The following is a 25,063-nucleotide window of genomic DNA, read 5'->3' as shown; positions in this document are numbered from 1 at the left end:
GTAAAGCATGGCGGGAGACTGGTCCGACCTGACGAAGCGCGTCGCGCGCGGCATCGCCGAGGTCAAGAAGACGACGGGCTCCGAGCTCGTCGCCGAGAGCGAGCCCGTGCCATTGGCCGGCCGGATCGCAGGCCCCGTGATCCAGCATCGCAAGCGCCGGGCCGAGGGCACGCATCGTTTCGTGCTGATCCTGCCCTTCGGCGAGGGCGAGGTCCGCGTCGAGCTCGACCCCAAGGATTACGCCGCGCTGACCCGCGAAATGGTGCGGTTCTGGAACGAACAGGGCGAGGCGGCCTCGCAGCCGCCGGTGCCGCTCAAGGAGGACGAGGCCTGATGGCTCACTGGCTGATCAAATCCGAACCATCCGTCTGGTCCTGGGACGACCAGGTCAAGGCCGGCGCCAAGGGGACGCATTGGGACGGGGTGAAGAACCACACCGCCAAGCTCAACCTGATGGCGATGAAGCAGGGAGACCAGGTCTTCTTCTACCATTCCAACGAGGGGCTCGAGGTCGTCGGCATCGTCGAGGTCATCAAGGAAGCCTATAACTGGATCCCCGGCGAGCCCTGGGTCCTCGTCGACTTCAAGGCGGTGAAGCCGCTGCCAAAGCCGGTCACGCTCGCCGCCGTCAAGGCCGAGCCGACGCTCGCCAAGATGGCGCTGGTCACCTCCTTCCGCCTCTCGGTCCAGCCGGTCACGGACGAGGAATGGGACATCGTCTGCAGGATGGGCGGGCTTTAGAGCGCTCACGCGCGATAGTAATCGGCGAAGGTCGGATAGCCCGCCAGCGCGCGCGGCCGATAGGGCAGCATCTCCTGAAGGATCGGCACGGCCGTAGCCCGCAGGCGTGGCTCGACGGCATCGGCCATCCGCGCCGGCTGTGGCTGGAACCCGTGCGGCACGAAGCCCTCCCGCGTGCCCTCGCTCCAGGGCAGCCAGGAGGTCTTGCGCTCGTCATGCTGGCGGCCGAGCGCATCCGGCCGCAGCTCCGCGATCAGCCCGGGCTCGACGATAAGAGGATGCGGGATGGCCTGCGCCTCCACGATCATCCAGCCGAGCGAGAGGTCGGACAGCCCCATCTTCAGGCCGTAGCCGCCGCCGATATCGGTATGCACGCCGGCGAACCAGGCCTGCCGGATCTGCCCCGGCGGCGCCTCCCGCTCGTCCCAGAGCTCGGGCGCGAAGACCTGCCGGTTCTCGTCGATGGCCAGGACGTGGCGGCCATGGGCGACCTGCCGGTTGAGGATTGCATCGTGGAACTTGTGGCGCCCCGGCAGGCTGCCGATCCCCGGCAGGCCGAGCGCCCTGACCGTATCCCAGACGCCGACGAAGAAGGGCGGCGCCGGCTGTGTGCCATGGCGTTCGCGGAACGCCGCCGCGGCTTCGGCCCGCGCGGCGGCATCCCTGATCATGTAGACATCCTTGACCGCGCTAGCGGCCAGCGCCCTGACCTCCTCCGCCTTGATCGCGTCGCTGAACCCATCCCAGCGCGTCACCTGCGCGAAGCCGCCCGGTACGCCGCATAACGCCAGCACGCCTCCGAGGCTGCGGACGGTGTAGGCGCCGCGGCTGAAGCCGAACAGGAAGATCCGATCTCCCGGCCTGTGCGCGCAGAGCAGTGCTGCATAGCAATCGATGATGTTGTCGGTGATGCCGTAGCCGGTCGCCTCCGCGAGCAGGTCCTTGAAGCGCCGGAACGGCCCGCGAATCTCGCCCTCGTCGGGATTCGCGCCGAGGCCGGGGTCGTAGAAGCAGATTTGCCCGGCTCCATCAGCCTCGCGGGTCGCCATGAACAGGCGATAGACATTCGTCCAGTTGATCGGGTTGGCGCCGCCGGCCTGTCCCGTCCCATCCGAGAAGATGCCGATATTGCGCGCCATGACGCCTCCCAGAGGCCTATCCTACCATTGGATGAGGCGAGCCGGGGATGTTTTGGCCTTGCGCCATGCCCAAAACGCCGGTCCCTGCCACGAAAGTGCGATGCACAATGGGTTGCCGCGCCGCGCACGCAACCTATGATGCGTCGAAATCGAAGAAGCGATGCCCGCCGCACCCTCCATGAGGCGGACCAGCGCAACACAGACGGTCCAAGTCTGGGGAGACGCCCGAATGTCCGAGATCATCTACGACGTCCCGACCTCCTGGTCGAAGAAGGCCTGGGCGACCGACGCCAAGTACAAGAAGATGTACGCGGCCTCGATCAAGGATCCCGACAAATTCTGGGGCGAGCAGGGCCAGCGCATCGACTGGTTCAAGCCGTACACCAAGGTCAGGAACGCCAGCTACAAGCCGGGCAAGGTCTCGATCAAATGGTACGAGGACGGCACCACCAACGTCGCCCATAACTGCATCGACCGGCATCTCGCGACCCGCGCCAAGCAGACGGCGATCATCTGGGAAGGCGACGATCCCAGCGAGTCGAAGAAGATCAGCTATGGCCAGCTCTATACCGAGGTCTGCAAGTTCGCCAACGTCCTCAAGGCCAATGGCGTCAAGAAGGGCGACCGCGTCACCATCTACCTGCCGATGATCCCGGAGGCGGCCTATGCGATGCTCGCCTGCGCCCGCATCGGCGCGATCCATTCGGTGGTCTTCGGCGGCTTCTCGCCGGATTCGCTGGCGAGCCGCATCGAGGATTCCGATTCGAAGATCGTCATCACCGCCGACGAGGGCCTGCGCGGCGGCCGCGCCGTGCCGCTCAAGAAGAATGTCGATACCGCCGACGACAAGGTGAAGGGTGGCATCGGCACCGTCATCGTCGTCAAGCGCACCGGCGGCAACGTCACCATGAAGGAAGGCCGCGACCTCTGGTATCATGACGAGGCCGCCAAGGTCTCCGGCCATTGCCCGCCGGCCGAGATGAAGGCGGAAGACCCGCTCTTCCTGCTCTACACCTCAGGCTCGACCGGCAAGCCGAAGGGCGTGCTGCACACCTCGGCCGGCTATCTCGTCTACGCCGCGATCACCCACCAATATGTCTTCGACTACCATGACGGCGACATCTACTGGTGCACGGCGGACGTGGGTTGGGTCACCGGCCACAGCTACATCCTCTACGGGCCGCTCGCCAACGGCGCGACCACGCTGATGTTCGAGGGCATCCCGACCTATCCGACGATCTCGCGCTTCTGGGAGGTCATCGACAAGCACAAGGTCAACACCTTCTACACGGCACCGACCGCGATCCGCTCGCTGATGGGCGCCGGCGAGGAGCCGGTGAAGAAGACCAAGCGCAAGTCGCTGCGCCTGCTCGGCTCGGTCGGCGAGCCGATCAATCCGGAAGCCTGGGAGTGGTATCACCGCGTCGTCGGCGAGCGCCGCTGCCCGATCGTCGACACCTGGTGGCAGACCGAGACCGGCGGCATCCTGATCACGCCGCTGCCCGGCGCCACCCAGCTCAAGCCGGGCTCGGCGACGCGACCCTTCTTCGGCGTGAAGCCCGAGATCGTCGATGCCGAGGGCAAGGTCCTGGAAGGCGCCTGCGAGGGCAATCTCGTCATCGCCGAGAGCTGGCCCGGCCAGATGCGCACGGTCTATGGCGACCACAAGCGCTTCGAGGAAACCTATTTCGCGACCTATCCGAACAAGTACTTCACCGGCGACGGCTGCCGGCGCGACGCCGACGGCTACTACTGGATCACCGGCCGCGTCGACGACGTCATCAACGTCTCCGGCCACCGCATGGGTACCGCCGAGGTCGAATCGGCGCTGGTCGCGCATCCGTCTGTCTCGGAGGCCGCGGTCGTCGGCTACCCCCACGACATCAAGGGCCAGGGCATCTATGCCTATGTCACGCTGATGTCAGGCGAGGAGCCGAGCGAGACGCTACGCAAGGACCTCGTCGCCTATGTCCGCAAGGAGATCGGCCCGATCGCCTCGCCGGACCTGATCCAGTTCGCGCCGGGCTTGCCCAAGACGCGCTCCGGCAAGATCATGCGCCGCATCCTGCGCAAGATCGCCGAGGATGAGTACGGCGCGCTCGGCGACACCTCGACGCTCGCCGATCCCGCCGTCGTCGACGACCTCGTCGCCAACCGCCAGAACAAGCGCAAGGCGGGGTAAGACGCTCTCCTTCGGGATGAGACCGAAAATGGCCTGTTCGCATCGGCGCGCAGGCCTTTTTCATGGGATTGAGCCCACCGGCGGGAACCGCAGCCGATATCGAGGGTTCGCAATGCCGCTGGCCTGGGTTAGACCATGCTCATGCCGCGTTCATCGCGTTTCCTGATAATGACGCAACGTTCGGCTGACCGAGATCGGAACCCGCGCCTGATGACGACGACGATCAAGACCGCATCGACCGCCGCCTTCGTCCGCGCGGCCGCCTTGCTGCCTCTGCTGGCCCTGACCGCCTGCGCCGGATCGCAGCGCTTCAGCGGGCCGGTGATGAACCAGCCCTCTTACAGCCAACCCCTGCCCTCCGCACCGCCGGTGAGTTCCGCCCCGATCACCTCGGAGCCCTTGCCGCCGCCCGGCGGCTATCCGGCTGCGCCCCCGCAAGCCGGCGGTTATCCCGCCGCGGGAGGCCCGCAGGGCGGCGCCCTGCCCCCGCCCCAGGATCCGTTCTTCGACCCCAATGCCGGCGGCGCGCCGCAGGGCCAGCCCCTTCCCCCGACCGGACAGCTGGCACAAGACCCCGGCCTGCGCGGCAGCAACAATCAGGTTGCCGGCCTCGGCGCGGCCCCGGCAGCGGCGCCGCGCCCCTCGGCCAGCCGCGACAGCGTCGTCGGCGGCTGGACGGCCCGCGAAGCGACCGGCGGTACCTGTCGGGTGCAATTGTCGAGCTCGCCGACGCTCGATCTCTATCGCGCCTCCTCGTCCGGCTGCGCCAACAAGGATCTGCAGAAGATCTCGGCCTGGGATTTCCGCGACGGCGAGGTCTATCTCTATCAGCAGGGTGGCACCGTCGCAGCCCGGCTGCGCAGCTCCGGCTCGGGCGCGCTCGACGGCGCGGTGACCAAGTCCGGCGCCTCGCTGTCGATGAACCGCTAGATAACAGCCTGCCAGTCATGGTCGGGCCTGTCCCGACCACCCACGTCTTCGCTGGTCGAACGCGGTGTTCAAGACATGGATGCTCGCCGCAAGGGCGAGCATGACGACAGCTGGATCAATGCCGTTGCATGGTTTCTCGGCGGTCAGACCCCGAAGGTCCGGGTCAGCAAGGTGCTCGGCCAGAAGCTCTTCTGGATCGACAGCGCCATCGTCGCGAAGCCCCGGGCATTGTCGAGCGCCTCGTCGAGGATCGTGAAGGGCGTCGGGGCACCGGTCGCGATCACGCCCTCGACATCGGCATAGCCGCCGACCAGATCGGCCTCGAACTTCGCCGCGAGCCGGCGCATCGCCGCATTCTCCGGCAGGCAGGTCAGATAGAGCGTGCGGACGCTGCGATTGCGTGCTGCCGTGATCAGGCGCCCGAACAATTGCGAGCCGACGCCACGCCGCCGCCACGGCGTCTCGACGCTGAAGGCGGCTTCGCCGGTGAGCGCGATGATGTCGTCGAGGCCGCGCAGCTCGGCCGCCCCGCGCACCACGCCATCGACCACATAAGCATAGACCAGGCCACCGACGCCAAACGTCGTCCTGGCATAGTTCTCAAGAAACGCGTCATTGACCGCCGTGCCGAAACGCTGGTGGCGCGTGACGGCATCGAGCCTGAGCAGATGCTCCTTGAAGAGATCGCGCTCCGTCGGCCACAGCCTGCGGATCACGCCATCGCCGGCCTTCTTGCCGGATTGTCGCGAACGAACCAATTCTCATCTCCTGAACAGCGCAAGTCTTGCGCGAACCGACCAGGAGGCGTTGTCTTCCCTGACTTGCTCATCACATCGTATTACGTCCGCACGATGGCAAGGGCACGACCTGCGGCATTTTTGCCGGGTCCACGCAAAAATCAAGTGAACACCCCGCATTCTCATGCACTGAGCGCATGGAAAAGGCACGGCATGACGTTGGGGACGGGGGCGAAAAAACCACTGTAACGCCGTAAAATGCCATGCAATAATTTCGCATTGACCCCGATGACGGCGCGTCCGGCATGAGCTAAGTTGCGTGCTCCCGGTCACTCATATTTGAAGCTCCATGTTCGATCGTCGCAAGCCTCCGGCTGCCCAGCCTTTCGTCACCCACGAAAACATCGAAGCCAAGGTCAAGTGGTTCGACCCCGAGAAGGGGTTCGGTTTCGCATCGCCCTCCGATGGTTCGGGCGATGTCTTCCTGCACGTCTCGGCCATCGGCCCGCTCGACCAGCAGGACCTGCTGCCCGGCGCGACGATCGTCGCCGATCTCGGCGAAGGCCGCCGCGGCCTCCAGGTCGTGGCGATCCATGAGATCGATGCGTCGACCGCCTCGCAGACCGCGCCGGCTCCCCGCGCCTTCTCGCCCCGTCCCCCGCGCGATGATTTCGGCGGTGGCGGCTATGGCGACCGGGATCGCGGCGGCTTCGGCGGCGATCGCGGTGGTTATAACGACCGCGGCGATCGCGGTGGCTACGGCGGTGGTGATCGCGGCGGCTTCGGCGGCGGCGATCGCGGCCCGCGTGGCGGCGGCTTCCAGGATCGCAACAGCGGTCCGGTCGAAGGCCCCTATGACGGCGCCGTGAAGTTCTTCAACTCGGATCGGGGCTTCGGCTTCATCGCTCCGGACAAGGGCGGCCCGGACGTGTTCCTGCACGTCTCTTCGCTGGGCCGCAGCGGCCTGCAGCCGCCGATGGACGGGCAGCGCGTGCGCTTCTCGATCCGCACCGGCCGCAAAGGCCCGGAAGCCGCCGACGTCAGCTTCATCTGACACGACGCAAGCTTCGCTGGAATCACAAAGGCCCGCCAATGGCGGGCCTTTTCTTTTGGCGCGGCGGGCCTTGTAGACTGCGCGCCGCCGAAGCGGCGCGCGTCAACCGACTCAGTGGCCGTGATCGTCGCCTTCGAGGCCGCCGATATGCTTCTGGGTGTAGAGCTCGATACCGACGCGCCCGATCAGGTCGAGCTGGGTTTCGAGGAAGTCGATATGACCTTCCTCATCCTTCATCAGGGCCTTGAACAGGTCCTCGGACGGGAAATCGCCGACCTCGCGGCAGTACTTCGCCGCTTCCTGGTAGAGGGTACGCGCTTCGAGCTCAGCCTTGAGGTCGCACTCGATCACTTCCTTGACAGTCTCGCCGATGCGCAGCTGGTCGAGCGTCTGTAGGTTGGGGAAACCCTCGAGGAAAAGGATGCGGTCGACGAAGCGGTCGGCATGGACCATCTCCTCGATCGATTCCTTCTTCCAGGTCTTGGCCATGTCCTTGAGGCCCCAGTTGTCCAGCATGCGGTAATGCAGCCAGTACTGGTTGATCGCCGTGAGCTCCGAGCGCAGCCCCTTGTTGAGGTATTCGATGACCTTCTTGTCGCCCTTCATGGGGTCCACTCCGCAATCCACATTAGAATTATACTAATGTAGGCACGGACTGGCCGGAAGTGAAGAGCTAAAAAGCGGTCTCGGCGCTTTTGATCGAGCAGGAGGCCGCAGCGGCGCTCAGGCCGCGATGCTCTCGTCGTTCAGCTCGATCCCGTCGAGCATGATACCCACCGAGACATGCACCGCGCACTCGATCTCGCGGCTGGCGCAACCGCCGCATTGCGTCGCGCAGACGGCGCGGGCCTCGGCCAGAAGCGCCCGGACCTCACGCGCGCAACGTCCACAATCCGGGCTGCAGCCCAGGCAATCGTAGACCTCGCCGGCTGTCCGGGGGCCGCTGCCGTCAGCAGCGACAGTCCCCTTGATCTGGCCGCAGGACAGAACGTTGCAGGAGCAGACGATCACGCGTGGTGGCCCACCACCCGCTTGGTCTCGATTTCCTCGCCATCGGCGCTGCGCAGGCGGACAATGACCTCGACCGAGGAGATCATCATGCCCTCAGGCGCGTCCGGCAGTCCGGCAACCTGGATCATCGAGCCGGGGATGTCGGTGACGGTCTCGTCGTCCTCGTTGTAGAAATGGTGATGCTCCGACACATTGGTGTCGAAGAAGGTCTTCGGACCGGAGACCGAGACCTGGCGCAGCAGGCCGGCTTCCGAGAACTGGCGCAGCGTATTGTAGACGGTCGCAAGCGAGAGCGGCTCGCGCGCCCGCAGCGCCTCCTCATAGAGCATCTCGGCGCTGACATGGCGGTCGCCCTTGGCGAAGAGCAGCCAGCCCAGAGCCATGCGCTGGCGCGTCGGACGCAGGCCCGCCGTCCGCAACCGCGCCTTCACGGCGCTGATCGGGCAGCTCGACGGATTTTTCTGCGGCCACGGGATATGATCGGCCGCCACCGGCCTGTGATCGTGATCCTTGCTCGCCAGAACGCTCATTGTAACGCCTTCCACACGCCGAACCTCGGCAGCGTAGTTTAGAAAACATCTAAACTACTGATATTATTGTCATTTTTGACAAAGCACCGCTCAAATGTCAATCTTCGCAGCTGCGACATCGGGCAGCGCCCACAGCACAACCGCGTGACCGCCGTGCCAACGCCCTGCTCTGAACGCATGGCTGCGGCATCCACGGAGATCACTTCTCAGCTTCGCGCAGCCGGCAGCCACGCGCGGAATCGCCTAGTGACCGCCGCCGCCAGCGCCTGCGACGGGCTTCGGCGGCTTGCGTAGGAACAGCGCCATCACGACCAGGCTCGCGAAGATCATGGTCAGCCCGAGGAAGACATCGCCGAAGGCCATGACCAGCGCCTGCTTGTGGACGCGCTGGTTGATCAGGGCGAGCGCCATCGTCTGCGCCGCATCACCATGGTCGATGAAGCGCTGCGCCGTGTTGGCGATCGCCTCTTCCGCCACTTGGCGCCCGGCAACGACCATCTCGTGGAGCCGGGTGATATGCAGATCGGTACGGGTGTTCAGCATCGTGTTGATCACCGCGAGCCCGACGGCACCGCCGAGATTGCGGGTCAGGTTGTAGAGCCCGGACGCGTTCTTGAGCTGCTGCGGCGGCAGCGAGCCCAGCGCAATGTTGTTGATCGGCACCATGCACAGCATCAGCGAGCAGCCACGCAGGATCTGGGGAACCATCAGCTCGTAGAAATCCCAGTCGGAGGTGATGAAGGAAGCCCACCAGGTGCCGACCGCGAAGCCGCCGAAGCCGATCATCATCATCACGCGCGGGTCGAGCTTGGTCGAGAGACGCCCGGCGATCGGCGCCGTCAGGAACATGCACAGGCCGGTGACGAACATCGTCTCGCCGATCATCAGTGCGTCATAGCCGCGGATACGCCCGAGATAGACCGGGTAGAGATAGGTCAGCCCGTAGAGGCCGATGCCCATCGTGAAGGAGAACAGCGAGCCGAAGGCGAAATTGCGATTCTTGAACGCATAGAGATCGACCAGCGGATCGTCGCGCGTCAGCGCCCGCCAGAAGAACAGGACAGCACCGGCGACCATCACGACCGAGAACAACACGATCTCGTGGCTCTGGAACCAGTCGAGCCGCGTCCCCTCCTCCAGCACGTATTCGAGGCTGCCGAGGAACGCCGCCATGGCGGCGAGTCCGAGCCAGTCGAAGCGCTTGATCAGGCTGTGGTCGGGCTTGTCGAAATCGATCAGCGTCCAGGCCGCGATCGTCACCGCGATGCCAGGCACGACATTGACCAGGAACAGCCAGTGCCAGGAGAAGGCATGGCTGAGATAACCGCCGACGGTGGGGCCGATCGTCGGCGCCAGCGTCGCGACGAGCCCGATCAGCGGCGAAATCACCGGCCGCTTCGACGGCGGGAAGATGGTGAAGGCTGCCGCGAAGACGCCGGGAATCATGCCACCGCCGATGAAGCCCTGCACCGCCCGCCACAGGATCATCTCGTTGATCGAGGTGGCCTGCGCGCAGAGCACGCTGGCAATGGTGAAGCCCGCCGCGGCGATCGAGAAGAACACGCGCGTCGACAGCGCCCGGCTGAGATAGCCCGACAGCGGGATCATGATGACTTCGGCGATCAGATAGGCGGTCTGGACCCAGGCGACTTCGTCGGACGAGGCGGACAGGCCGGCCTGGATCTCCGCCAGCGATGCCGAGACGATCTGGATATCGAGGATCGCCATGAACATGCCGAAGACCATCGCCATGAAGGCGAAGATCCGGCGGAGCGGGATGGCGTCCTCGGCGGGTTTGGCGCCGGCGCCCGGATTCAGGGTCGCAGTGGCCATGACGGCCTGCCTTTCATCGGGGTGTCTTCCCGTGCGCGCTGCAGCGTGAAACGCTGCTGCGCAGACGCGGGACCGTCATCAGAATGAGGCGCCCTCACAGCGCCGGGAGCCGATCACATCTCGTCCTGCGGTCCCGCATCTGCGCAGCAGCACTTCGTGCCGCAGCGCGTGCGGGATGACCCGCTTCATCAATGGCGCTTGATCAGCGCTGGCTGGCCGGCCGCGGATCGATCGAGACGACCACCGACATGCCCGGCCGCAGCGCATGCTTCGCCGTCGAGGCCGGATCGAGCGCGATGCGCACCGGCACGCGCTGCACGATCTTGGTGAAGTTGCCGGTCGCGTTGTCAGGCGGCAGCAGCGTGAAGACGGAGCCCGTGCCACCGGCGATGCCGCTGACCGTGCCATGGAAGACCTGTCCCGGCAGGGCGTCGACGGTGATGCTCGCCTTGTCGCCCCTCTTCAGCGGCCCGACCTGCGTTTCCTTGAAATTGGCGTCGACATAGACTTGGTCGAGCGGAACGATCGACATCAGGCGCTTGCCGGCGCCGACGAGGTCGCCGATCTGGACATTGGTATTGGCGATGACGCCGTCGATCGGCGCGGCGATCTTCATGAAGGAGAGATCGCGCTCGGCCTTCTGCTCGGCCACCTTCAGCTCGTCGATCTGTCGGGCGGCCTCGATGCGCTGCGCCTCCAGCACCTTGATATTGGCCTGCGCCTGCACGACGCCGGCCTTGGCGCTCGCCACTGCAGCGACAGCCTGATCGCGGGCCGCGGTCGCGGCATCGAGTGTCGCCTGCGAACCGTAGGACTTGGCGGCTAGGCTATTGGCGCGGTCGAAATCGGCTGTCGTGCGCGTCACGGCCGCCTCGGCCGAATTCTGCTGCGCCTGCGCCTGCAACTGGGCGGCGCGCGCGGCCTCGACCTGACTGTCGATGCGGGCGAGCGTCGCCTGCGCCGTCGCGGACTTGGCGCGGGCGCTGTCGAGCGCGATCCGCCAGTCACCGTCATCGAGCGCGACGAGCGGCTGCCCGGCCTTGACCTCCTGGTTCTGCCGCGCGGAAACGGACGCGATATTGGCGGAGAGCTTGGCCGAGACGGTCGCCATCTCGGCGCCGACATAGGCGTCATCGGTCGAGACGATGAAGCGGCCGTTGCGCCACCAGTCGACACCGTACCAGAGCCCGGCCCCCACGACGGCAGCGCCCACGACAAGCAGCGCGCCGCGCTTCAGCGGGCTCTTGCCGGATTTGGCCTTGGCCTCGGCGGTTTCGGGCGGGGAGGTCTTCGCCTGTGCGTCACGGGCGGTGGCGGGCTCGGCCGCCGGCTGGGCGGTCTCGGCCTTGGCATCGACCAGCTTCAGCCGGTCGCGACGGTGTTCGGCAGCGGTTTCAGCAGACATTGGGCGTCCTGCATGTCAATTCGAACCAACCGGTTCGATTGCACTTGAAATAGCGCGGCGCATGATGCATATCAAGCCAAATCGAACCGATTGGTTCGATTCTTTTTCGCAGCTGCCATGCAGGGCCCGCAGACCGGGCCGGGATGAGATGTCGGAAAGCTCTGAAAGCCCGGTAAAGACGGGACCACGCAATCGCCGGATCGCCGGCACCGATCCCGACAAGCGCCGCCAGATCCTGGACGGCGCCTTGCACATCTTCACCTCGCGCGGCTTCGACGCCGCCAGCATGAGCGATATCGCAGCCGCCGCGAACGTGTCGAAGGGCACGCTCTACGTCTATTTCGAGGACAAGGAGCATCTCTTCGTCGCGCTGATCCAGCGCGAGCGCGAAGCCCAGAAGCGCGGCGCGCTCGAAGCCCTGAACGAGGATTCCGATCCCGTGCGGGCTTTGACCAGGTTCGGACTCTGCATCGTCAGGATGATCAACGGCGACCTCGCCGTCAGCGCCCATCGTGTCGTCATCGGCGTCGCCGAGCGCATGCCTGAGCTCGGCCGTGGTTTCTACGAGAACGGCCCGATGCTCGGCTCCAAGCTGATCGCGGGCTATCTCGACCGCATGGTGGCCGAAGGCAAGCTCGCGATCGACGACACCTATCTCGCCGCCGTCCAGTTTCTCGACCTCTGCCAGTCGACCCTGACCCGCCCGCGCCTGTTCAACGCCGTCCGTACGCCCCCGAGCGACGAGGAAATCAGCCACGTCGTCGGCGAAGCGGTCGCGATGTTCATGGCGCGCTACGGCGCCCAACCGCGCGACTGAACATCGACGCCGTCAGCCGGCGATCCGCCTGGCGCGGATGCGCTCGCGATGGGCGATATAGAGTCCCGAAGCCGCGATGATCGCCGCGCCGACATAGGTCCAGATATCCGGGATCGCTGCAAAGACCAGATAGCCGAAGATCGAGGACCAGAGCAGCTGGGAATAGGCGAAGGGCGCCAGCAGCGAGGCATCCGCGTAGCGGAAGGCCTGGATCAGGAAGATATGCCCGATCGTCGAGATGCCACCGATGAAGAGCCCAATCAGGATCGTGTTGAGATCGAGCGCCTGCCAGCTGAACGGCACGGCCAGCGACAGCAGGATGAAGCCGATCGTGGCGGAATAGGCCAGCGTCACCACAGGGATCTCGGTGCGGCTCATCATTCGGGTGACGATCAGCGAAAACGCCCAGAAGAACGACGACCCGAGAACGAAGAACGACGCGCTGTGAAAGCCGTCGCCGCCGGGGCGCACCACGACCAGCACGCCTATCAGCCCGACGCTCGTGGCAAGCCAGCGCCGCCAGCCGACGATCTCGCCGAGGATAGGAATGGACAGCGCCGTCACGAAGAGCGGCGAGACGAAGGAGGTTGCGGTCGCGTCCGCCATCGGCAGGTCGTGCAGCCCGGCCACAAACAGGATCGAGGAAACCGTCACGCCCAGGGCCCGCAGCACCTGCAGGCCCGGCCGGCGCGTGCTCATCCTGCGGAAGCCGCCGGTGAAGCTGATGGTGACGAGCATGATCGCGGCGAAGGTGCCGTAGCGCATCCAGGTGATCTGGAGCGCGGGCAAGGTGGTCGCCAGATATTTGGAGGCGATGTCGCCGCTGCACATGAAGATGGCTGAGAGCAGCACAAGTGCGATGCCGCGCGCGGAATTGTCGACGCGCAGCGGCCTGCCTTCCTGCGGAGGGACGACCGGCGATTGATCAAGGGGAGCTTTGGACAAGGGCTCGGTTCGCACTCTGGGAATGCGCAAGCCTTAGCCCTTTTGCCCGGCATAGCCACACGCAAAGACGGTCGCCCGCCCATGCGCGTGGACATGGCCTGTGACCCTGCCCGGTATCGGCCAGGGCCGGGCAACGCAGCTTGTCTTACGCAGCCTGCTTGCGCGGCTGGATCAGCTTGCGGTTGACCAGAACCTCGGCGATCTGCACCGCGTTCAGCGCCGCGCCCTTGCGCAGGTTGTCGGAGACGCACCAGAAGGCGAGGCCGTTCTCGACGGTCGAGTCCTCGCGGATACGCGAGATATAGGTCGCGTCCTCGCCGGCCGCTTCATGCGGGGTGATGTAGCCACCGGGCTCGTGCTTGTCGATCACGAGGATGCCCGGCGCGGTGCGCAGCACCTCGCGCGCCTCGTCGGCGGTGATCGGCTTCTCGCACTCGATGTTCACGCTCTCGGAATGGCCGATGAAGACCGGCACGCGCACGCAGGTCGCGGTCAGCTTGATCTTCTTGTCGAGGATCTTCTTGGTCTCGACCACCATCTTCCACTCTTCCTTGGTGAAGCCGTCCTCCATGAAGACGTCGATATGCGGAATGAGGTTGAAGGAGATGCGCTTCGGGAACTTCTTGGTGGTGACCTCGCCGGCCGAGAACACGGCGCGGGTCTGGTTGAACAATTCGTCCATGCCTTCCTTGCCGGCGCCGGAGACCGATTGATAGGTCGAGACGACGACGCGCTTGATGCCGAACTTGTCGTGCAGCGGCTTCAGCGCGACGACGAGCTGCGCGGTCGAGCAGTTCGGGTTGGCGATGATGTTCATCTTGGTGAAGCCGGCGGCGGCGGCGGCGTTCACCTCCGGCACGATCAGCGGCACGTCGGGGTGCATGCGGAAGGCCGAGGAATTGTCGATGACGACGCAGCCCTGCGCGCCGATCTTCGGCGACCAGGCCTTCGAGACGTCGCCGCCCGCCGACATCAGGCAGATATCGGTGTCGGAGAAATCGTAATGCTCGAGGGCCTTGCACTTCAGCGTCTTGTCGCCGAACGAGACCTCGGTGCCGACCGAGCGCGAGGAGGCGAGCGCCACGACCTCGCCGACGGGGAAGGCGCGCTCGGCGAGAATGTCCAGCATCTCGCGGCCTACATTGCCGGTTGCACCGACGATTGCGACCTTGAAGCTCATGATGTGATCCTTTGCGGATAAGGCGGTTCGGGTCTCCCTTTGGGGGCCGCCCCGCACCGGTTTCGGGCGGGTTCGGCGATCTCTCCCCGCCGGGGGGAGATGGACCCGGAACCGAGGCGAAGCGTCAGCGCGACAGGCCGGTTTTCCCGGTCGTCGTTTTGGTCGTGAGTTTCGTCGTCGTCAGACGGACAGTCACAGAGCCAATCCCGAAGGGCTGAAAACTTCGCAAGGCGGCGCAACCTTGCACCACGCCTTGTCAGAACACCGGGAACGACGAAAAGTCAATCTCCTCCTCATAGTGGCGCCCGGCCAGCGCATTAACCCTGCCCGTTGACCCCTTGTTCACGCTGCCGGTCGATTGGCCGGCGTCGGTAACCCGGCAGCGACTCTCACGGTCCAGCCTGCCCTCTCGATCGAGGATTGCGCGGCCGGTGTTTCGGCGCGCGGGAGTGACGGGTTGCGTGTGCGTTCGGACGAGTTGATGGACCGGTTGCGGCCCCTGTCGCAGCACTTGCGGCATGTCTTGTCCGTTGCCGGCATCAGATTCCGCGGTGCGTGGGCTAGGCTCAGGCGGATCGATCTCGTCCCGGCTCTCATCACCTGCGTCGACCGGATCGAGAGCGGCTTCCGCATCGCCTCCCGTGCCCTTCGACGCCTCGTGCCGCGCAGCGGCCTCGGCTTGCCGGGCGCCCTCGCCTGGCGCATTGCGGCCGCGCTCGGCGGCATCAGCCTGACAGCCGCGCTCGTCACGGCGCTGTCCGGGAGTGGCGAAGGCCAGTCCCAACTGGCCAGCCTCGCATCTCCGGTTGCCGCCGCGACCACCCAGACCACCGTCAACCGCAAGCCGCTCCTCGCGACGACCGAAGCAGATTGGATCGCGATCACCCGCCCGATCGCCATCTTCAATCTCGAAGCACCGGAACTCGGCCGTGAAACTCCCGCGATCGAGGCCCGTCGCAGCCGCGATGGCGGCCAGCGCGAGGACCTCCTGAGTTTCGGCACTTTCGCAGGCTCCGCTGCTCATCTCTCGCTACGCTTGAAGACGGGCGACGGCGTCGCTGCCCATTCCGGCTCCTTCATGGTCGCGCTGGTGCATGCGGCGGCGCTTCGCAGCCTCGCTGTCGAGCGAGGCAGCACGCCCGCGCTCATCGAAACCCGCTTCGGTCCGCTTGAAACCGCCGATATCGTCCTCGGCGACGGCACCGAGAGCCGCGTCTGTCTCGCCTTCCGCACCATGGGTTCCGACGCTCCCTTCACGATGAACGGCTGGTGGTGCGCTGGCGCCAAGCCCAGCGACCGCAAGCAACTGACCTGCCTGATCGACCGGCTCGACCTCGCCAATGCCGGCGCCGACCCCGAACTGCGCGCCGCGTTTGCCCGCAGCGAGCTCCAGCGTCACCCGGGCTGCTCCACGCCGCGCCTCGCGGCGACCGGCCGCAAGGTCTCCTGGCTCGACGCGGACGGCACGATGCCGGCCCTGCGCATGAAGACAGCCACCGCCGAACCAACACCCGAGCCGCGCCCGCGGCGCGCGAAAAAGCCCCGCCGCGAGCGCTAACAAAGTTGTTAACGACGCGGTGCTAGCCTTTGCACCGGTTTTTCGATGCTTACATCGAGCGGATCGATCCGCTCCCGGAGATTGCCGTCATGATGTCGTTCAAGCGCATTGCCGCCATCCTCGCCGTAGCAGCGACGGCCTCGACCGTGATGGTCAGCATTGCCGAAGCACAGAGCCGCCGTGGGCCGCTGCGCGTCACCGTGCAGAAGCGCAGCTATTTCGATGCCGGCAATGTCGTGCCCGTCGGCTCGCTGAACCGCTATGCCAGCCAGCACATGTCGGCTTCGCCTGTCTATGTGAACACCGGCGACCTCTATGGCGAGGGCACCCTGCCCGGCCGCATCGGCGCGGGCGCGAACCCCTTCGCCAACACCTTCGCGACGCCGCGTTTCTGAGAGATTTGAAGGGCGCCTTGCTAAAGGGCGCCTGTCATCCCGTGCGCGCCGCAGCGTGAAACGCTGCTGCGCAGACACGGGACCGTCTCCCGGAAAAAGCGCATTCTCGTCATGCGGTCCCGCATCTGCGCAGCAGCACTACGTGCCGCAGCGCGTGCGGGATGACACCCTTCATGAGCGCTCCTTACTCCGGCAACGCCCTCAAATAACGCACCGGCCGCCCCGGCGCCGCCGCGTTCGCCGCATGCACGATCGCGTTCGCGTCGATGCCGAAATGCCGGTAGAGATCGGCGACGGTGCCGGTCTGCCCGAAATGTTCGACGCCGAGCGCCTTCTGCCGGTGGCCATGCACGCTGCCGAGCCAGGCCAGCGTCGCCGGATGCCCGTCCAGCACCGAGACGATGCCGCAATCGCGCGAGAGTTCGCCGAGCAGCCGCTCGACATGGCTCGTCGCCGCATGGTTGCCACGCTGTCGCGCCCGCTCCGCCGCCTGCCAGCCGGCATTGAGCCGGTCGGCTGATGTGATCGCGAGCAGGCCGACATCGCGCCGGTCCTCGGAGAGCAGCCCGACCGCCTCGATCGCCTCGGGCGCGGCCGCACCGGTATAGGCGATCACGACAGACGCGTTCGGCCCCGGCTTCCTGAGCCAATAGGCCCCGTCGATGATGGCGCGCTCCAGCTCGGGCGTCATCGCCCGGCTAGGCTGCTCGACCTGCCGGGTCGAGAGGCGCAGATAGACCGAGCCGCCGGTCTCGTCGCGCAGCCATGTCCGCTCGTCCGGATCGCCCTCACCGTCGCGCTGCATGTAGTCGAACGACCAGCGCATCATCACCGCAAGCTCGTCGACGAAGGCTGGCTCGAAGGAGCAAAGCCCGTCCTGGCTCATGCCGATCAGCGGCGTCGCGATCGACTGGTGCGCCCCGCCCTCCGGCGCCAGCGTCACGCCGGACGGCGTCGCCACCACCATGAAACGCGCATCCTGGTAGCAGGCATAGTTCAGCGCATCGAGCCCGCGCGAGATGAACGGGTCGTAGAGCGTGCCGATCGGGATCAGCCGCTCGCCGAAGATCGAATGCGACAGGCCGAGCGCCGAGAGGTTGATGAACAGGTTCATCTCGGCAATGCCGAGCTCGACATGCTGGCCCTTCGGCGAGAACTCCCATTTCTGCATCGAGGGAATGCGCTCGTCCTTGAAGGTGTCGGCCATCGACGCCTTGGCGAAGAGCCCGCGCCGGTTCACCCAGGGCCCGAGATTGGTCGAGACGGTGACATCCGGCGCCGTCGTCACGATGCGATCGGCGAGCGGCCCGCCCGTCTTGGCGAGATCGTCCAAAACCTTGCCGAAGCCCATCTGGGTGGACATCGACGGCTGGATGCCCGCCTCCAGCTTGTCCGGAACCGGCAGCTTCGGGGCCGAGAAGCGTCGCCGCCCCTGCGAGAAGAACGGCACCTTGTCGAGGAACGCCCGCATCTCGCTCTCGGGCAGGTCGAGCCCCTCGAACAAATCCCATTCATGGCCGGGGCGGACGTCGTTCGCCTTGCGGAAGCCGTCGAGCTGCTCCTTGGTCATCAGCCCGGCATGGTTGTCCTTATGCCCGGCGATCGGCAGCCCGAAGCCCTTCACCGTATAGGCGAGGAAGCAGACCGGTCGGTCATGATCGATCGCCTCGAAGGCCTCCAGGATCGACGGCAGGTCATGGCCGCCGAGATTGCACATCAGCTTCGAGAGTTCGGCGTCCGAGCGCTTCTCAATCAGCGTGGTCACCGGCCCCTGGTCGCCGAGATCGTCCATCAGCCGCTTCCGCCAGGCAGCGCCACCCTGGAAAGTCAGGGCCGAATAGAGCTGGTTCGGGCAGGAATCGATCCAGGCCTTCAGCCGCTCGCCGCCCTTCTCCTTGAACGCCGCCTGCTGCAGCGAGCCGTATTTCAGCGTGACGACGTCCCAGCCGAAATTGCGGAACATCGTCTCGAAACGATCGTAGAGCCCCTCGCGGATCACCGCGTCGAGCGACTGGCGGTTATAGTCGATGATCCACCAGGTATTGCGCAGGCCGTGCTTCCAGCCCTCCATCAGGGCTTCGAAGATATTGCCCTCGTCGAGCTCGGCATCGCCGATCAGCGAGACCATGCGGCCTTCGGGCCGGTCCTTCGCCCAGCCATGCGCCTTCACGTAGTCCTGCGTCAGCGACGAGAACAGCGTCTGCGCGACGCCCAGGCCGACCGATCCGGTCGAGAAATCGACGTCGTCGATATCCTTGGTGCGCGAGGGATAGCTCTGCGCGCCCTTGTAGCCGCGGAAATTCTCGAGCTTTTCGCGGGTCTGGAGCCCCATCAGATAGTTGATGGCGTGGAAGATCGGCGAGGCATGCGGCTTTACCGCGACCCGGTCCTGCGGCTTCAGCGCGGCCATGTAGAGCGCCGTCATGATCGTGGCGAGCGAGGCCGAGGAGGCCTGGTGCCCGCCGACCTTCATCCCGTCCTCGTTCTGGCGGATATGGTTGGCGTTGTGGATCGTCCACGAGGCCAGCCAGAGGATCTTCTTCTCGAGCTCGGCGAGAAACGGCAGGCGCGGATCTGTTGTCATGAATGTGGCCCGAACTCCCAATGCAGCCGATCATGCACGGAAGCACTGGCAGAACGAGCCAAATTTCTATGTGGCACCAGCCGGCTTTGGTGATTTCCGCTACGGCGCGGCGGCCCGGCGACGAAAACCACCAATCACGGGTCGGGTCCGATTGCCGGCTACTTGTCGATCTGCGCGATGCGATCGAGCGCCGCGCCGAAACCGCCCAGCGAGACGTTGAACGAGATCGGCTCGTTGTTCGACAGGTTCAGCGCCGCGACCGTCAGCGCCTTGCCCGCCTTCATCGCGTCGGTCGCCACCGTCGTAAACGAGATCGGCAGCAGGCAACCCTGCGCCAGGCAGGTCGAGAAGCGCAGGCCCTGGCCGAGATCCTTGTCGTCGAGCCTGAGCACCGCGCCGTTCTCCAGCTTCATACCGAACGGGAACAGGATCGTGCCCTCGGCGCGCCCATCCCTCGGCGCGCGCAACTCGATGGCGAAGACGCGCTGGCCGGTCTGGCTGTTGCCCTGCGACTGCAGCAGCACGCAAAGCCGCTGTCCGTTCGCGATGCGGCAATCGACGGTCCAGTCGCCATAGGTCTCGTTGATCGCGCTGGCGCCATTCGGCAGCGTCGCGGCCTGGGCGGCGGGCTGGCCGACGCTCGGCGCAGGCTGGGCCGGCTTGGCAGGCGCGCGGGGAGCCGGGCGCTGCGGCGTGGCAGAGGCCGCAGGTGCCTCCTGAGCCCAAAGCGCTGGCGCGGTGACGGAACTGGCCGCGAGAACTGCGGCGAGGGCGGCGATCCGGAGCGAATGATGTTTCATGCCAGCGCTGTCATGTGAAGTTATCCTTGCCCTATCGCAGAAACAGCCTCCGAGAGAAAGCGGCAAAACGTAAATGACCCGCAGCAAATGAGGCCGATCGCTACTTGCCGGCGCCCCTCTATAATTGAATCATTTCAATCCGAAAGTATTCCCCCTTGCCTGCTCTTGCTCCTGACCCAATTTCGCGAACGAAGCTGGGGCTTCGACTCACAGGATGATGCCCCCGCCTCTGTCGCCAGCGCAGGCGAACCCTGCCGCCAGCTCGCTTGTGAGCCGCCCGCGCCGCATGCCAGAAACCGGCACGGAATCGGGCCGAGCGACCCGCGCAGGAGGAACCTACCCATGAGCAACAGCAAGGATGTCTGGCGTCGGGTCGACGACAAGGCCCCGGCCTATTTCGGGCTCTCCGACCGCATCTGGCACATGCCCGAGCTGAACTATCAGGAGGTCCGCTCGGCCGCCGAGCACGGCGCCATGCTGGAAAGCGAAGGTTTTCGCGTCACGACCGGCGTCGCAGGCCTCCCGACGGCGGTCGTCGGCGAAGCCGGCGAAGGCGGCCCGGTCATCGCGATCATGGGCGAATTCGATGCCTTGCCGGGCCTCAGCCAGGAGGCCGGCAACGCGGCCGAGACCCCGGTCGAGAAGGGCGGCAACGGCCATGGCTGCGGCCATAACATGCTGGGCTCCGCCTCGCTCCTCGCCGCCGCCGCGGTGAAGGACTATCTCGCTGCCAACGGACTGAAGGGCCGCGTGCGCTATTATGGCTGCCCGGCGGAAGAGGGCGGCTCGGCCAAGGGCTTCATGGTCCGCGCCGGCGCCTTCGACGATGTCGACATTGCCCTGTGCTGGCACCCCGCCTCGTTCAACGGCGTCAACCGCGCCTTCTCGCTGGCCTGCGTCGAGATCGAGTTCACCTTCTCCGGCCGCGCCTCCCACGCTGCCGCCGCGCCGCATCTCGGCCGTTCCGCGCTCGATGCGGTCGAACTGATGCATATCGGCGTGAACTACATGCGCGAGCACATGCCCTCGACCGCGCGCGTCCACTACGCGGTCATCAATGCCGGCGGCATCGCTCCCAACGTCGTGCAGGCGACCGCGACGACGCGCCAGCTCATCCGCGCCGCCACGCTCGCCGAGATGTGGGAACTCGTCGCCCGCGTGAAGAAGATCGCCGAAGGCGCAGCCCTGATGAGCGAGACCACGGTCGCGATCAAGCAGCTCTCGGGCGATGCCAATCTCGTCGGCAACCGCCCGCTGGAGGAGACAATGCAGGCCAACCTGCTGGCGCTGGGCGGCCCCGGCTTCGACGCCGCCGACCATGCCTTCGCGGCCAAATTCCAGCAGACGTTGAGCCCGCAGGATATCGCCGCCGCCTATGGCCGCTTCGACCTGAAGCCGAAGGAGGGCGAGGCACTGAGCGACGAGATCTATCCGCTCGGCGCCGGCAACGACACCTCCGTCGGCTCGACCGATGTCGGCACGGTGAGCTGGGTTGTCCCGACCGTGCAGTGCCGCACCGCCTGCTACGCGATCGGCACGCCCGGCCATTCCTGGCAGCTCGTCGCGCAGGGTCTCGCCCCGGCCGCGCACAAGGGCCTAGCGCTCGCCGCCAAGGCGATGGCCGGCGTCGCCTCGGACGTGCTGAACGATCCCGCGCTGCTCAAAGCCGCCAAGGACGAGTTCGCCGCCTTCCGCGCCAAAAACCCCTTCGCCAATCCGATCACGGATGATGTCGAGCCGCCGCTCGACATGGCCGCGCATTGAGCGGGCGGAGTTGAGGTAACACAACGCGCGTCATCCCGGACGGACCGAAGCGGAGATCCGGGATCCATGCCTGAGCCTTCAACGGAAGCGCTCCGGAATGGATCCCGGGTCTCCCTTCGGTCGCCCGGGATGACCTGTGTGTTTCTCTTGAAAACGGCAAAGCGCTACCCGTCCTGCAGTCCGGATAGCTCAACACGGATCACCGGCCGGGTCGCCTTGAACTCGGCGACGGCAGCGGAAGTGAGGTCCGAAACCGAGTCGGAGGCACTTGACATCAAGCGCAGGATGATCCGGCCCAGCCGGTCGCGGGCTTCCGTCTCCAGCTCGGTATCGAGCCTGTCGTCATGCCCGATCGCGGCCCAGGCCCTGGCCTGGACGGCTTCTGCGACGAGCAGCTCCTGGGAGTTCAGGACACCGGGAAAGCGGAAATTCGAGCTAGGCATCGGCAATTCAAACATGGCGGGCCAACGGATATAGGGCTGCCGCGGTTCCCGGCAAGGCGGAGGCAAAATCGGAGCGCGGCGCCAGCGCGGCTGCGCATGTAGTATAAACAATCAGTCTAAATTGGATTTATTGTCCAAGTTTGCCTTGACCCGCTCCTTCCCCGCCTGCACAGATGGCCGGCACAGCCTTGCCGCCCCGGCGGCAAGCGATGGACCGCAAGGCGGGAGGCTCGCGTGAAGTTCGACATTTTCCAGATGGAGCGGAACCAGACGCTCTTCGAGAACGACGTCGAGATCAACCTGACCGAGAGCGGCGTCCATCCCTGGTCGATCGAAGATATCCTGGGCGAACAGGCCGCGCGCGACCTGCTGAAGCAGCCGCTCGGCTATGGCTGGACCGATGGCCGGCCGGACCTGCGGGCCAACATCGCCTCCTGGTATCCCGGCGCGACCGCTGCGAACGTGCTCGTCACCAACGGCTCCTCGGAGGCGACGATGATCGCCCTGATGGCTCTGTTTGAACCCAGCGACTCCTTGGTCTTCGCTCTGCCGAACTTCATGCAGATCGACGGACTCGGCCGCGCGCTCGGCTTCGACATCCGCCGGCTCGAATTGTCGGGCGACAGCGACTGGCAGATCGATCCCGCTCAGCTCGCGAAGGTCTCCGCCGGCGCCAAGGCGATCGCCGTGACCAACCCTGCCAACCCCACCGGCAGCGTGCTCTCGGCCGCGAGCCGGGCCGTCCTCATCGAAGCCGCCCGACGCAACGATGCCTGGCTGATGGTCGACGAGATCTATCGCGGCGGCGAGATCGACGGCGCCGAGACAGAGACGCTCTGGGGCAGCTATCCCAAGGTCGTCGTCACATCGAGCCTGTCGAAATCCTTCGCCTGCCCGGGCCTGCGCCTCGGCTGGATCGTCGCTCCCGCCGAGGTCGTGGCGTCAGCGGCGGAGCGGCAGGACTACACCACGATCGGCAGCGGCATCCTCAGCCAGATCCTCGCGGAAGAGGTAATGCGGCCGGAAACGCGCGGCCGCCTGCTTGCGCGTGGGCGGGATTTGCTGCGCAGCAATGCCGATCTCGTGGCGCAATGGATGGCGCAGCATAATGACTGGTCGTGGCGGCGCCCGCAGGCCGGCGGCATGGCCTTTCTGCGCTATCCGCTCGACATGCCGTCGGAGGTCTTCTCGCAGAAGCTGCGCGAGGAGGAGAGCGTCTTCGTCGTCGCCGGAAGCTGGTTCGGCATCGAGAACCACATCCGCATCGGCATCGGCGTGCCGACCGAAGTGCTGCGCGACGGGCTGGCGCGGATGGATCGCTTTCTGGCGCGGCATAAGGGCTGACTAACGAGCCTTACGGCAATGATGCTCGGGAACCACTGCGTCATCCCAGGCTTGCCCCGGGATGACGACGAGGTTCCCGCAGGAAATCCCAAGACGGCGGCGTTATCTACGCCCGATCCCGTCCAGCACCACCCGCGCGATCGCGATGTCCTGCACCGCGATCCCCGTGAGGTCAGCGATGGTGATGTCGTCATCCGAGCGGCGCGCCGGCACGTCGCCGGCCAGCACGGCCCCCAGCTCGACGCAATCCCCCGCATCGATCAGCCCGACCGCCGCCGCGGCGGCGAATTCGCCATGGTCGAGGCTCTGCTCCAGCGAATCCGCGATCCGCGTATCGGCAAGCGCAACCAGCGCGGAATCCAGTTCCTGCTTCCCCGGCGCATCGGCGCCGAGCGCGGTGATATGCGTGCCGGGCCTGATCCAGTCGTCGCGGATGATCGGCGCAGCAGCCGGCGTCACGGTGATCAGCGCATCGGATTGCGCGCAGAGCGCTTCCAAATCAGCCACCGGCTCGGCGGCAATGCCCTCACCCGCGAGATCGTGCCGCAAGGCCTCCAGCTTCTCCGGCGAGCGACCCCACACCGCAAAAAGCGGCTCCTGTTCGCGCAGCAGATGCGCGGCAGCGCGGATCTGGAACCGCGCCTGCGTGCCGGCGCCGACGATCCCGATCCGGCGTGCATCGGCCCGCATTCCGGCCCGCGTCGCGATGGCGCCGGCCAGAGCGGTCCTGAGATCGGTCAACCAGCCCTCGTCGCGCAGGATCGCGACGACCGCGCCAGTCTCGGCCGAAAGCGCGATCATCATGCCGCTCGTCGTCGGCAGGCCCTTGGCCGGGTTGTCGTAGAACCCGGTCGCGATCTTCACGACGAAGATCGGATCGCCGGCGATATGGCCGAACTTGATATGGCAGTCGCCGTTATGCGTGGGGAAGCCGAGATAGCCGACCGGCGGCATCTGCACCCGGCCAGCCGCAGCGGCCTTGAACCCCTCCTCCAGCGCGATAAAGGCCCGGTCGAGATCGACGGCGGCCTCGATTTCCGCGCGCGACAGGTCAAGCATCCGGGGTCTCGTTGGCCTGGTTGAGGTAGTTGTAGACGGTCGCGCGGGCGAGCCCGAGGATGCGCGAGATATAGGCGGCGGCATTGCGCCCGCCGAAGGCGCCGTTGGCGGCAAGGTCCGCCACCAGCTCGCGCTTCTCGGCCCGGCTGAGGCTGGTCACGGCAAGCCCACGGCTCTGCGTCCATTGCTGCACGAATTCGTTGATCCGCTCGTGCCAGTCTTCCTTGAACAGGGCCTGCGGCTTCTCCACCCCGGCCGGCACCGTTGCCAGTGCGGACAGCGTCTGCATCAGCGCGTGGAACTGCGAAACGTCGACATTGATGCAGAGCACGCCGATGGCCTTGGCCCCGACTGAGAGCACGATGCTGATCGATTTCAGCCGCCGCCCGTCCCAGTTCACCTTCTCATAGGGGCCGATGATCGTCTCGTTCGGGTCGAAGCCGATCTCGTCGAGCAGGGAGGGCTCGCCGAGCACCCGCTGCGAGAAATTGCCAGCGATATGCACGACGCTCTGTGTGCCGAGATCGTGCAGCACGACCTCGGCATGCGGCCGGAACAGCAAAGCCACCGCATCGCAGACCGGCAGGTAGGGAGCGAGTTCCGGCGTCATGG

General features: G+C 65.9%; 24 protein-coding genes. 10 read left to right on the top strand and 14 right to left on the bottom strand.

All coding sequences use genetic code 11. The features are described from left to right. Positions 1-7 precede the first annotated feature (7 nt). Both AC6RIC_RS05910 and AC6RIC_RS05905 read left to right on the top strand, forming a co-directional pair. Positions 8-334 (top strand): hypothetical protein, encoded by a 327-nt coding sequence (locus AC6RIC_RS05910; protein ID WP_454655455.1) that lies wholly within the window; start codon positions 8-10, stop codon positions 332-334. After that, positions 334-741 (top strand): EVE domain-containing protein, encoded by a 408-nt coding sequence (locus tag AC6RIC_RS05905; RefSeq protein ID WP_454655453.1) that lies wholly within the window; start codon positions 334-336, stop codon positions 739-741. The genes AC6RIC_RS05910 and AC6RIC_RS05905 overlap by 1 nt, the downstream gene beginning before the upstream one ends. Positions 742-746: 5 nt before the next feature. Here AC6RIC_RS05905 and AC6RIC_RS05900 read toward each other — a convergent pair whose 3' ends face one another. Next, a complete protein-coding gene (locus AC6RIC_RS05900; RefSeq protein ID WP_499735484.1) occupies positions 747-1,880 on the bottom strand; it encodes a T6SS phospholipase effector Tle1-like catalytic domain-containing protein in 1,134 nt (377 codons plus the stop codon). A 229-nt stretch (positions 1,881-2,109) separates the two neighbouring features. Between AC6RIC_RS05900 and acs the strand changes: the two genes are divergently transcribed. Next, positions 2,110-4,062 carry an acetate--CoA ligase gene (gene acs / locus AC6RIC_RS05895; protein WP_499735483.1) on the top strand — a complete coding sequence of 651 codons (1,953 nt, stop codon included), beginning with the start codon at positions 2,110-2,112 and terminating at the stop codon, positions 4,060-4,062. A gap of 210 nt (positions 4,063-4,272) precedes the next feature. Further along, positions 4,273-4,992 (top strand): AprI/Inh family metalloprotease inhibitor, encoded by a 720-nt coding sequence (locus AC6RIC_RS05890; RefSeq protein ID WP_499735482.1) that lies wholly within the window; start codon positions 4,273-4,275, stop codon positions 4,990-4,992. Between the two features lie 143 nt (positions 4,993-5,135). On the opposite strand, the gene AC6RIC_RS05885 is transcribed toward AC6RIC_RS05890, so the two are convergent. Beyond that, positions 5,136-5,750 carry a GNAT family N-acetyltransferase gene (locus AC6RIC_RS05885; RefSeq protein ID WP_499735481.1) on the bottom strand — a complete coding sequence of 205 codons (615 nt, stop codon included), beginning with the start codon at positions 5,748-5,750 and terminating at the stop codon, positions 5,136-5,138. Between the two features lie 328 nt (positions 5,751-6,078). On the opposite strand from AC6RIC_RS05885, the gene AC6RIC_RS05880 reads away from it, so the two are divergent. Further along, complete coding sequence (locus AC6RIC_RS05880; protein ID WP_454655446.1) at positions 6,079-6,783, top strand: cold-shock protein; 705 nt, start codon at positions 6,079-6,081, stop codon at positions 6,781-6,783. A 111-nt stretch (positions 6,784-6,894) separates the two neighbouring features. Here AC6RIC_RS05880 and bfr read toward each other — a convergent pair whose 3' ends face one another. From bfr to AC6RIC_RS05855, 5 genes are all read right to left on the bottom strand, one after another. Further along, complete coding sequence (gene bfr / locus AC6RIC_RS05875; RefSeq protein WP_499735480.1) at positions 6,895-7,389, bottom strand: bacterioferritin; 495 nt, start codon at positions 7,387-7,389, stop codon at positions 6,895-6,897. A gap of 117 nt (positions 7,390-7,506) precedes the next feature. Then, positions 7,507-7,794, bottom strand: a complete 288-nt coding sequence (locus AC6RIC_RS05870) for a (2Fe-2S)-binding protein (protein WP_454655442.1) — start codon at positions 7,792-7,794, stop codon at positions 7,507-7,509. Next, positions 7,791-8,324, bottom strand: a complete 534-nt coding sequence (gene irrA, locus AC6RIC_RS05865; RefSeq protein WP_454655440.1) for an iron response transcriptional regulator IrrA — start codon at positions 8,322-8,324, stop codon at positions 7,791-7,793. The genes AC6RIC_RS05870 and irrA overlap by 4 nt, the downstream gene beginning before the upstream one ends. A 243-nt stretch (positions 8,325-8,567) precedes the next feature. Continuing rightward, positions 8,568-10,157 carry a DHA2 family efflux MFS transporter permease subunit gene (locus AC6RIC_RS05860; RefSeq protein WP_499735479.1) on the bottom strand — a complete coding sequence of 530 codons (1,590 nt, stop codon included), beginning with the start codon at positions 10,155-10,157 and terminating at the stop codon, positions 8,568-8,570. A 202-nt stretch (positions 10,158-10,359) separates the two neighbouring features. After that, positions 10,360-11,562 carry an HlyD family secretion protein gene (locus tag AC6RIC_RS05855; RefSeq protein WP_499735478.1) on the bottom strand — a complete coding sequence of 401 codons (1,203 nt, stop codon included), beginning with the start codon at positions 11,560-11,562 and terminating at the stop codon, positions 10,360-10,362. 148 nt (positions 11,563-11,710) lie between these two features. Between AC6RIC_RS05855 and AC6RIC_RS05850 the strand changes: the two genes are divergently transcribed. Next, on the top strand, positions 11,711-12,379 hold the full coding sequence (locus AC6RIC_RS05850) for a TetR/AcrR family transcriptional regulator (RefSeq protein ID WP_454655435.1): 669 nt from the start codon (positions 11,711-11,713) through the stop codon (positions 12,377-12,379). A 12-nt stretch (positions 12,380-12,391) separates the two neighbouring features. Here the strand turns inward: AC6RIC_RS05850 and AC6RIC_RS05845 are convergent, their stop codons facing one another. Both AC6RIC_RS05845 and AC6RIC_RS05840 read right to left on the bottom strand, forming a co-directional pair. Then, positions 12,392-13,324, bottom strand: a complete 933-nt coding sequence (locus AC6RIC_RS05845) for a DMT family transporter (protein ID WP_499735477.1) — start codon at positions 13,322-13,324, stop codon at positions 12,392-12,394. A gap of 145 nt (positions 13,325-13,469) precedes the next feature. Then, the gene (locus AC6RIC_RS05840) at positions 13,470-14,504 is read right to left on the bottom strand and encodes an aspartate-semialdehyde dehydrogenase (RefSeq protein ID WP_499735476.1); all 1,035 of its coding nucleotides are present in this window, start codon (positions 14,502-14,504) and stop codon (positions 13,470-13,472) included. A gap of 457 nt (positions 14,505-14,961) precedes the next feature. On the opposite strand from AC6RIC_RS05840, the gene AC6RIC_RS05835 reads away from it, so the two are divergent. Both AC6RIC_RS05835 and AC6RIC_RS05830 read left to right on the top strand, forming a co-directional pair. Further along, positions 14,962-16,062, top strand: a complete 1,101-nt coding sequence (locus AC6RIC_RS05835) for a hypothetical protein (RefSeq protein ID WP_499735475.1) — start codon at positions 14,962-14,964, stop codon at positions 16,060-16,062. Between the two features lie 89 nt (positions 16,063-16,151). Continuing rightward, positions 16,152-16,457, top strand: a complete 306-nt coding sequence (locus AC6RIC_RS05830) for a hypothetical protein (protein ID WP_499735474.1) — start codon at positions 16,152-16,154, stop codon at positions 16,455-16,457. 184 nt (positions 16,458-16,641) lie between these two features. On the opposite strand, the gene AC6RIC_RS05825 is transcribed toward AC6RIC_RS05830, so the two are convergent. Next, on the bottom strand, positions 16,642-19,041 hold the full coding sequence (locus tag AC6RIC_RS05825) for a thiamine pyrophosphate-binding protein (protein ID WP_499735473.1): 2,400 nt from the start codon (positions 19,039-19,041) through the stop codon (positions 16,642-16,644). A gap of 158 nt (positions 19,042-19,199) precedes the next feature. Further along, complete coding sequence (locus tag AC6RIC_RS05820) at positions 19,200-19,841, bottom strand: invasion associated locus B family protein (protein WP_454655426.1); 642 nt, start codon at positions 19,839-19,841, stop codon at positions 19,200-19,202. Positions 19,842-20,183: 342 nt separating this feature from the next. Here AC6RIC_RS05820 and AC6RIC_RS05815 point away from each other — a divergent pair, with 342 nt between their 5' ends. Beyond that, positions 20,184-21,605, top strand: coding sequence for an amidohydrolase (locus AC6RIC_RS05815; protein WP_499735472.1), 1,422 nt, complete (start codon positions 20,184-20,186; stop codon positions 21,603-21,605). Positions 21,606-21,769: 164 nt separating this feature from the next. On the opposite strand, the gene AC6RIC_RS05810 is transcribed toward AC6RIC_RS05815, so the two are convergent. Further along, a complete protein-coding gene (locus tag AC6RIC_RS05810; protein ID WP_454655422.1) occupies positions 21,770-22,048 on the bottom strand; it encodes a hypothetical protein in 279 nt (92 codons plus the stop codon). A gap of 234 nt (positions 22,049-22,282) precedes the next feature. On the opposite strand from AC6RIC_RS05810, the gene AC6RIC_RS05805 reads away from it, so the two are divergent. Next, a complete protein-coding gene (locus tag AC6RIC_RS05805) occupies positions 22,283-23,392 on the top strand; it encodes an aminotransferase class I/II-fold pyridoxal phosphate-dependent enzyme (RefSeq protein WP_499735471.1) in 1,110 nt (369 codons plus the stop codon). A 102-nt stretch (positions 23,393-23,494) separates the two neighbouring features. Here the strand turns inward: AC6RIC_RS05805 and AC6RIC_RS05800 are convergent, their stop codons facing one another. Continuing rightward, on the bottom strand, positions 23,495-24,451 hold the full coding sequence (locus tag AC6RIC_RS05800; protein WP_499735470.1) for a Rossmann-fold NAD(P)-binding domain-containing protein: 957 nt from the start codon (positions 24,449-24,451) through the stop codon (positions 23,495-23,497). Beyond that, the gene (locus AC6RIC_RS05795) at positions 24,444-25,061 is read right to left on the bottom strand and encodes a PAS domain-containing protein (protein WP_496259161.1); all 618 of its coding nucleotides are present in this window, start codon (positions 25,059-25,061) and stop codon (positions 24,444-24,446) included. The genes AC6RIC_RS05800 and AC6RIC_RS05795 overlap by 8 nt, the downstream gene beginning before the upstream one ends. Positions 25,062-25,063: the final 2 nt, after the last annotated feature.

The sequence above is a fragment of the Allobosea sp. TBD101 genome (genome assembly GCF_059817965.1).
The sequence above is the reverse complement of the archived record's forward strand: the minus strand, read 5'-3'. Positions and strand labels throughout refer to the sequence as shown.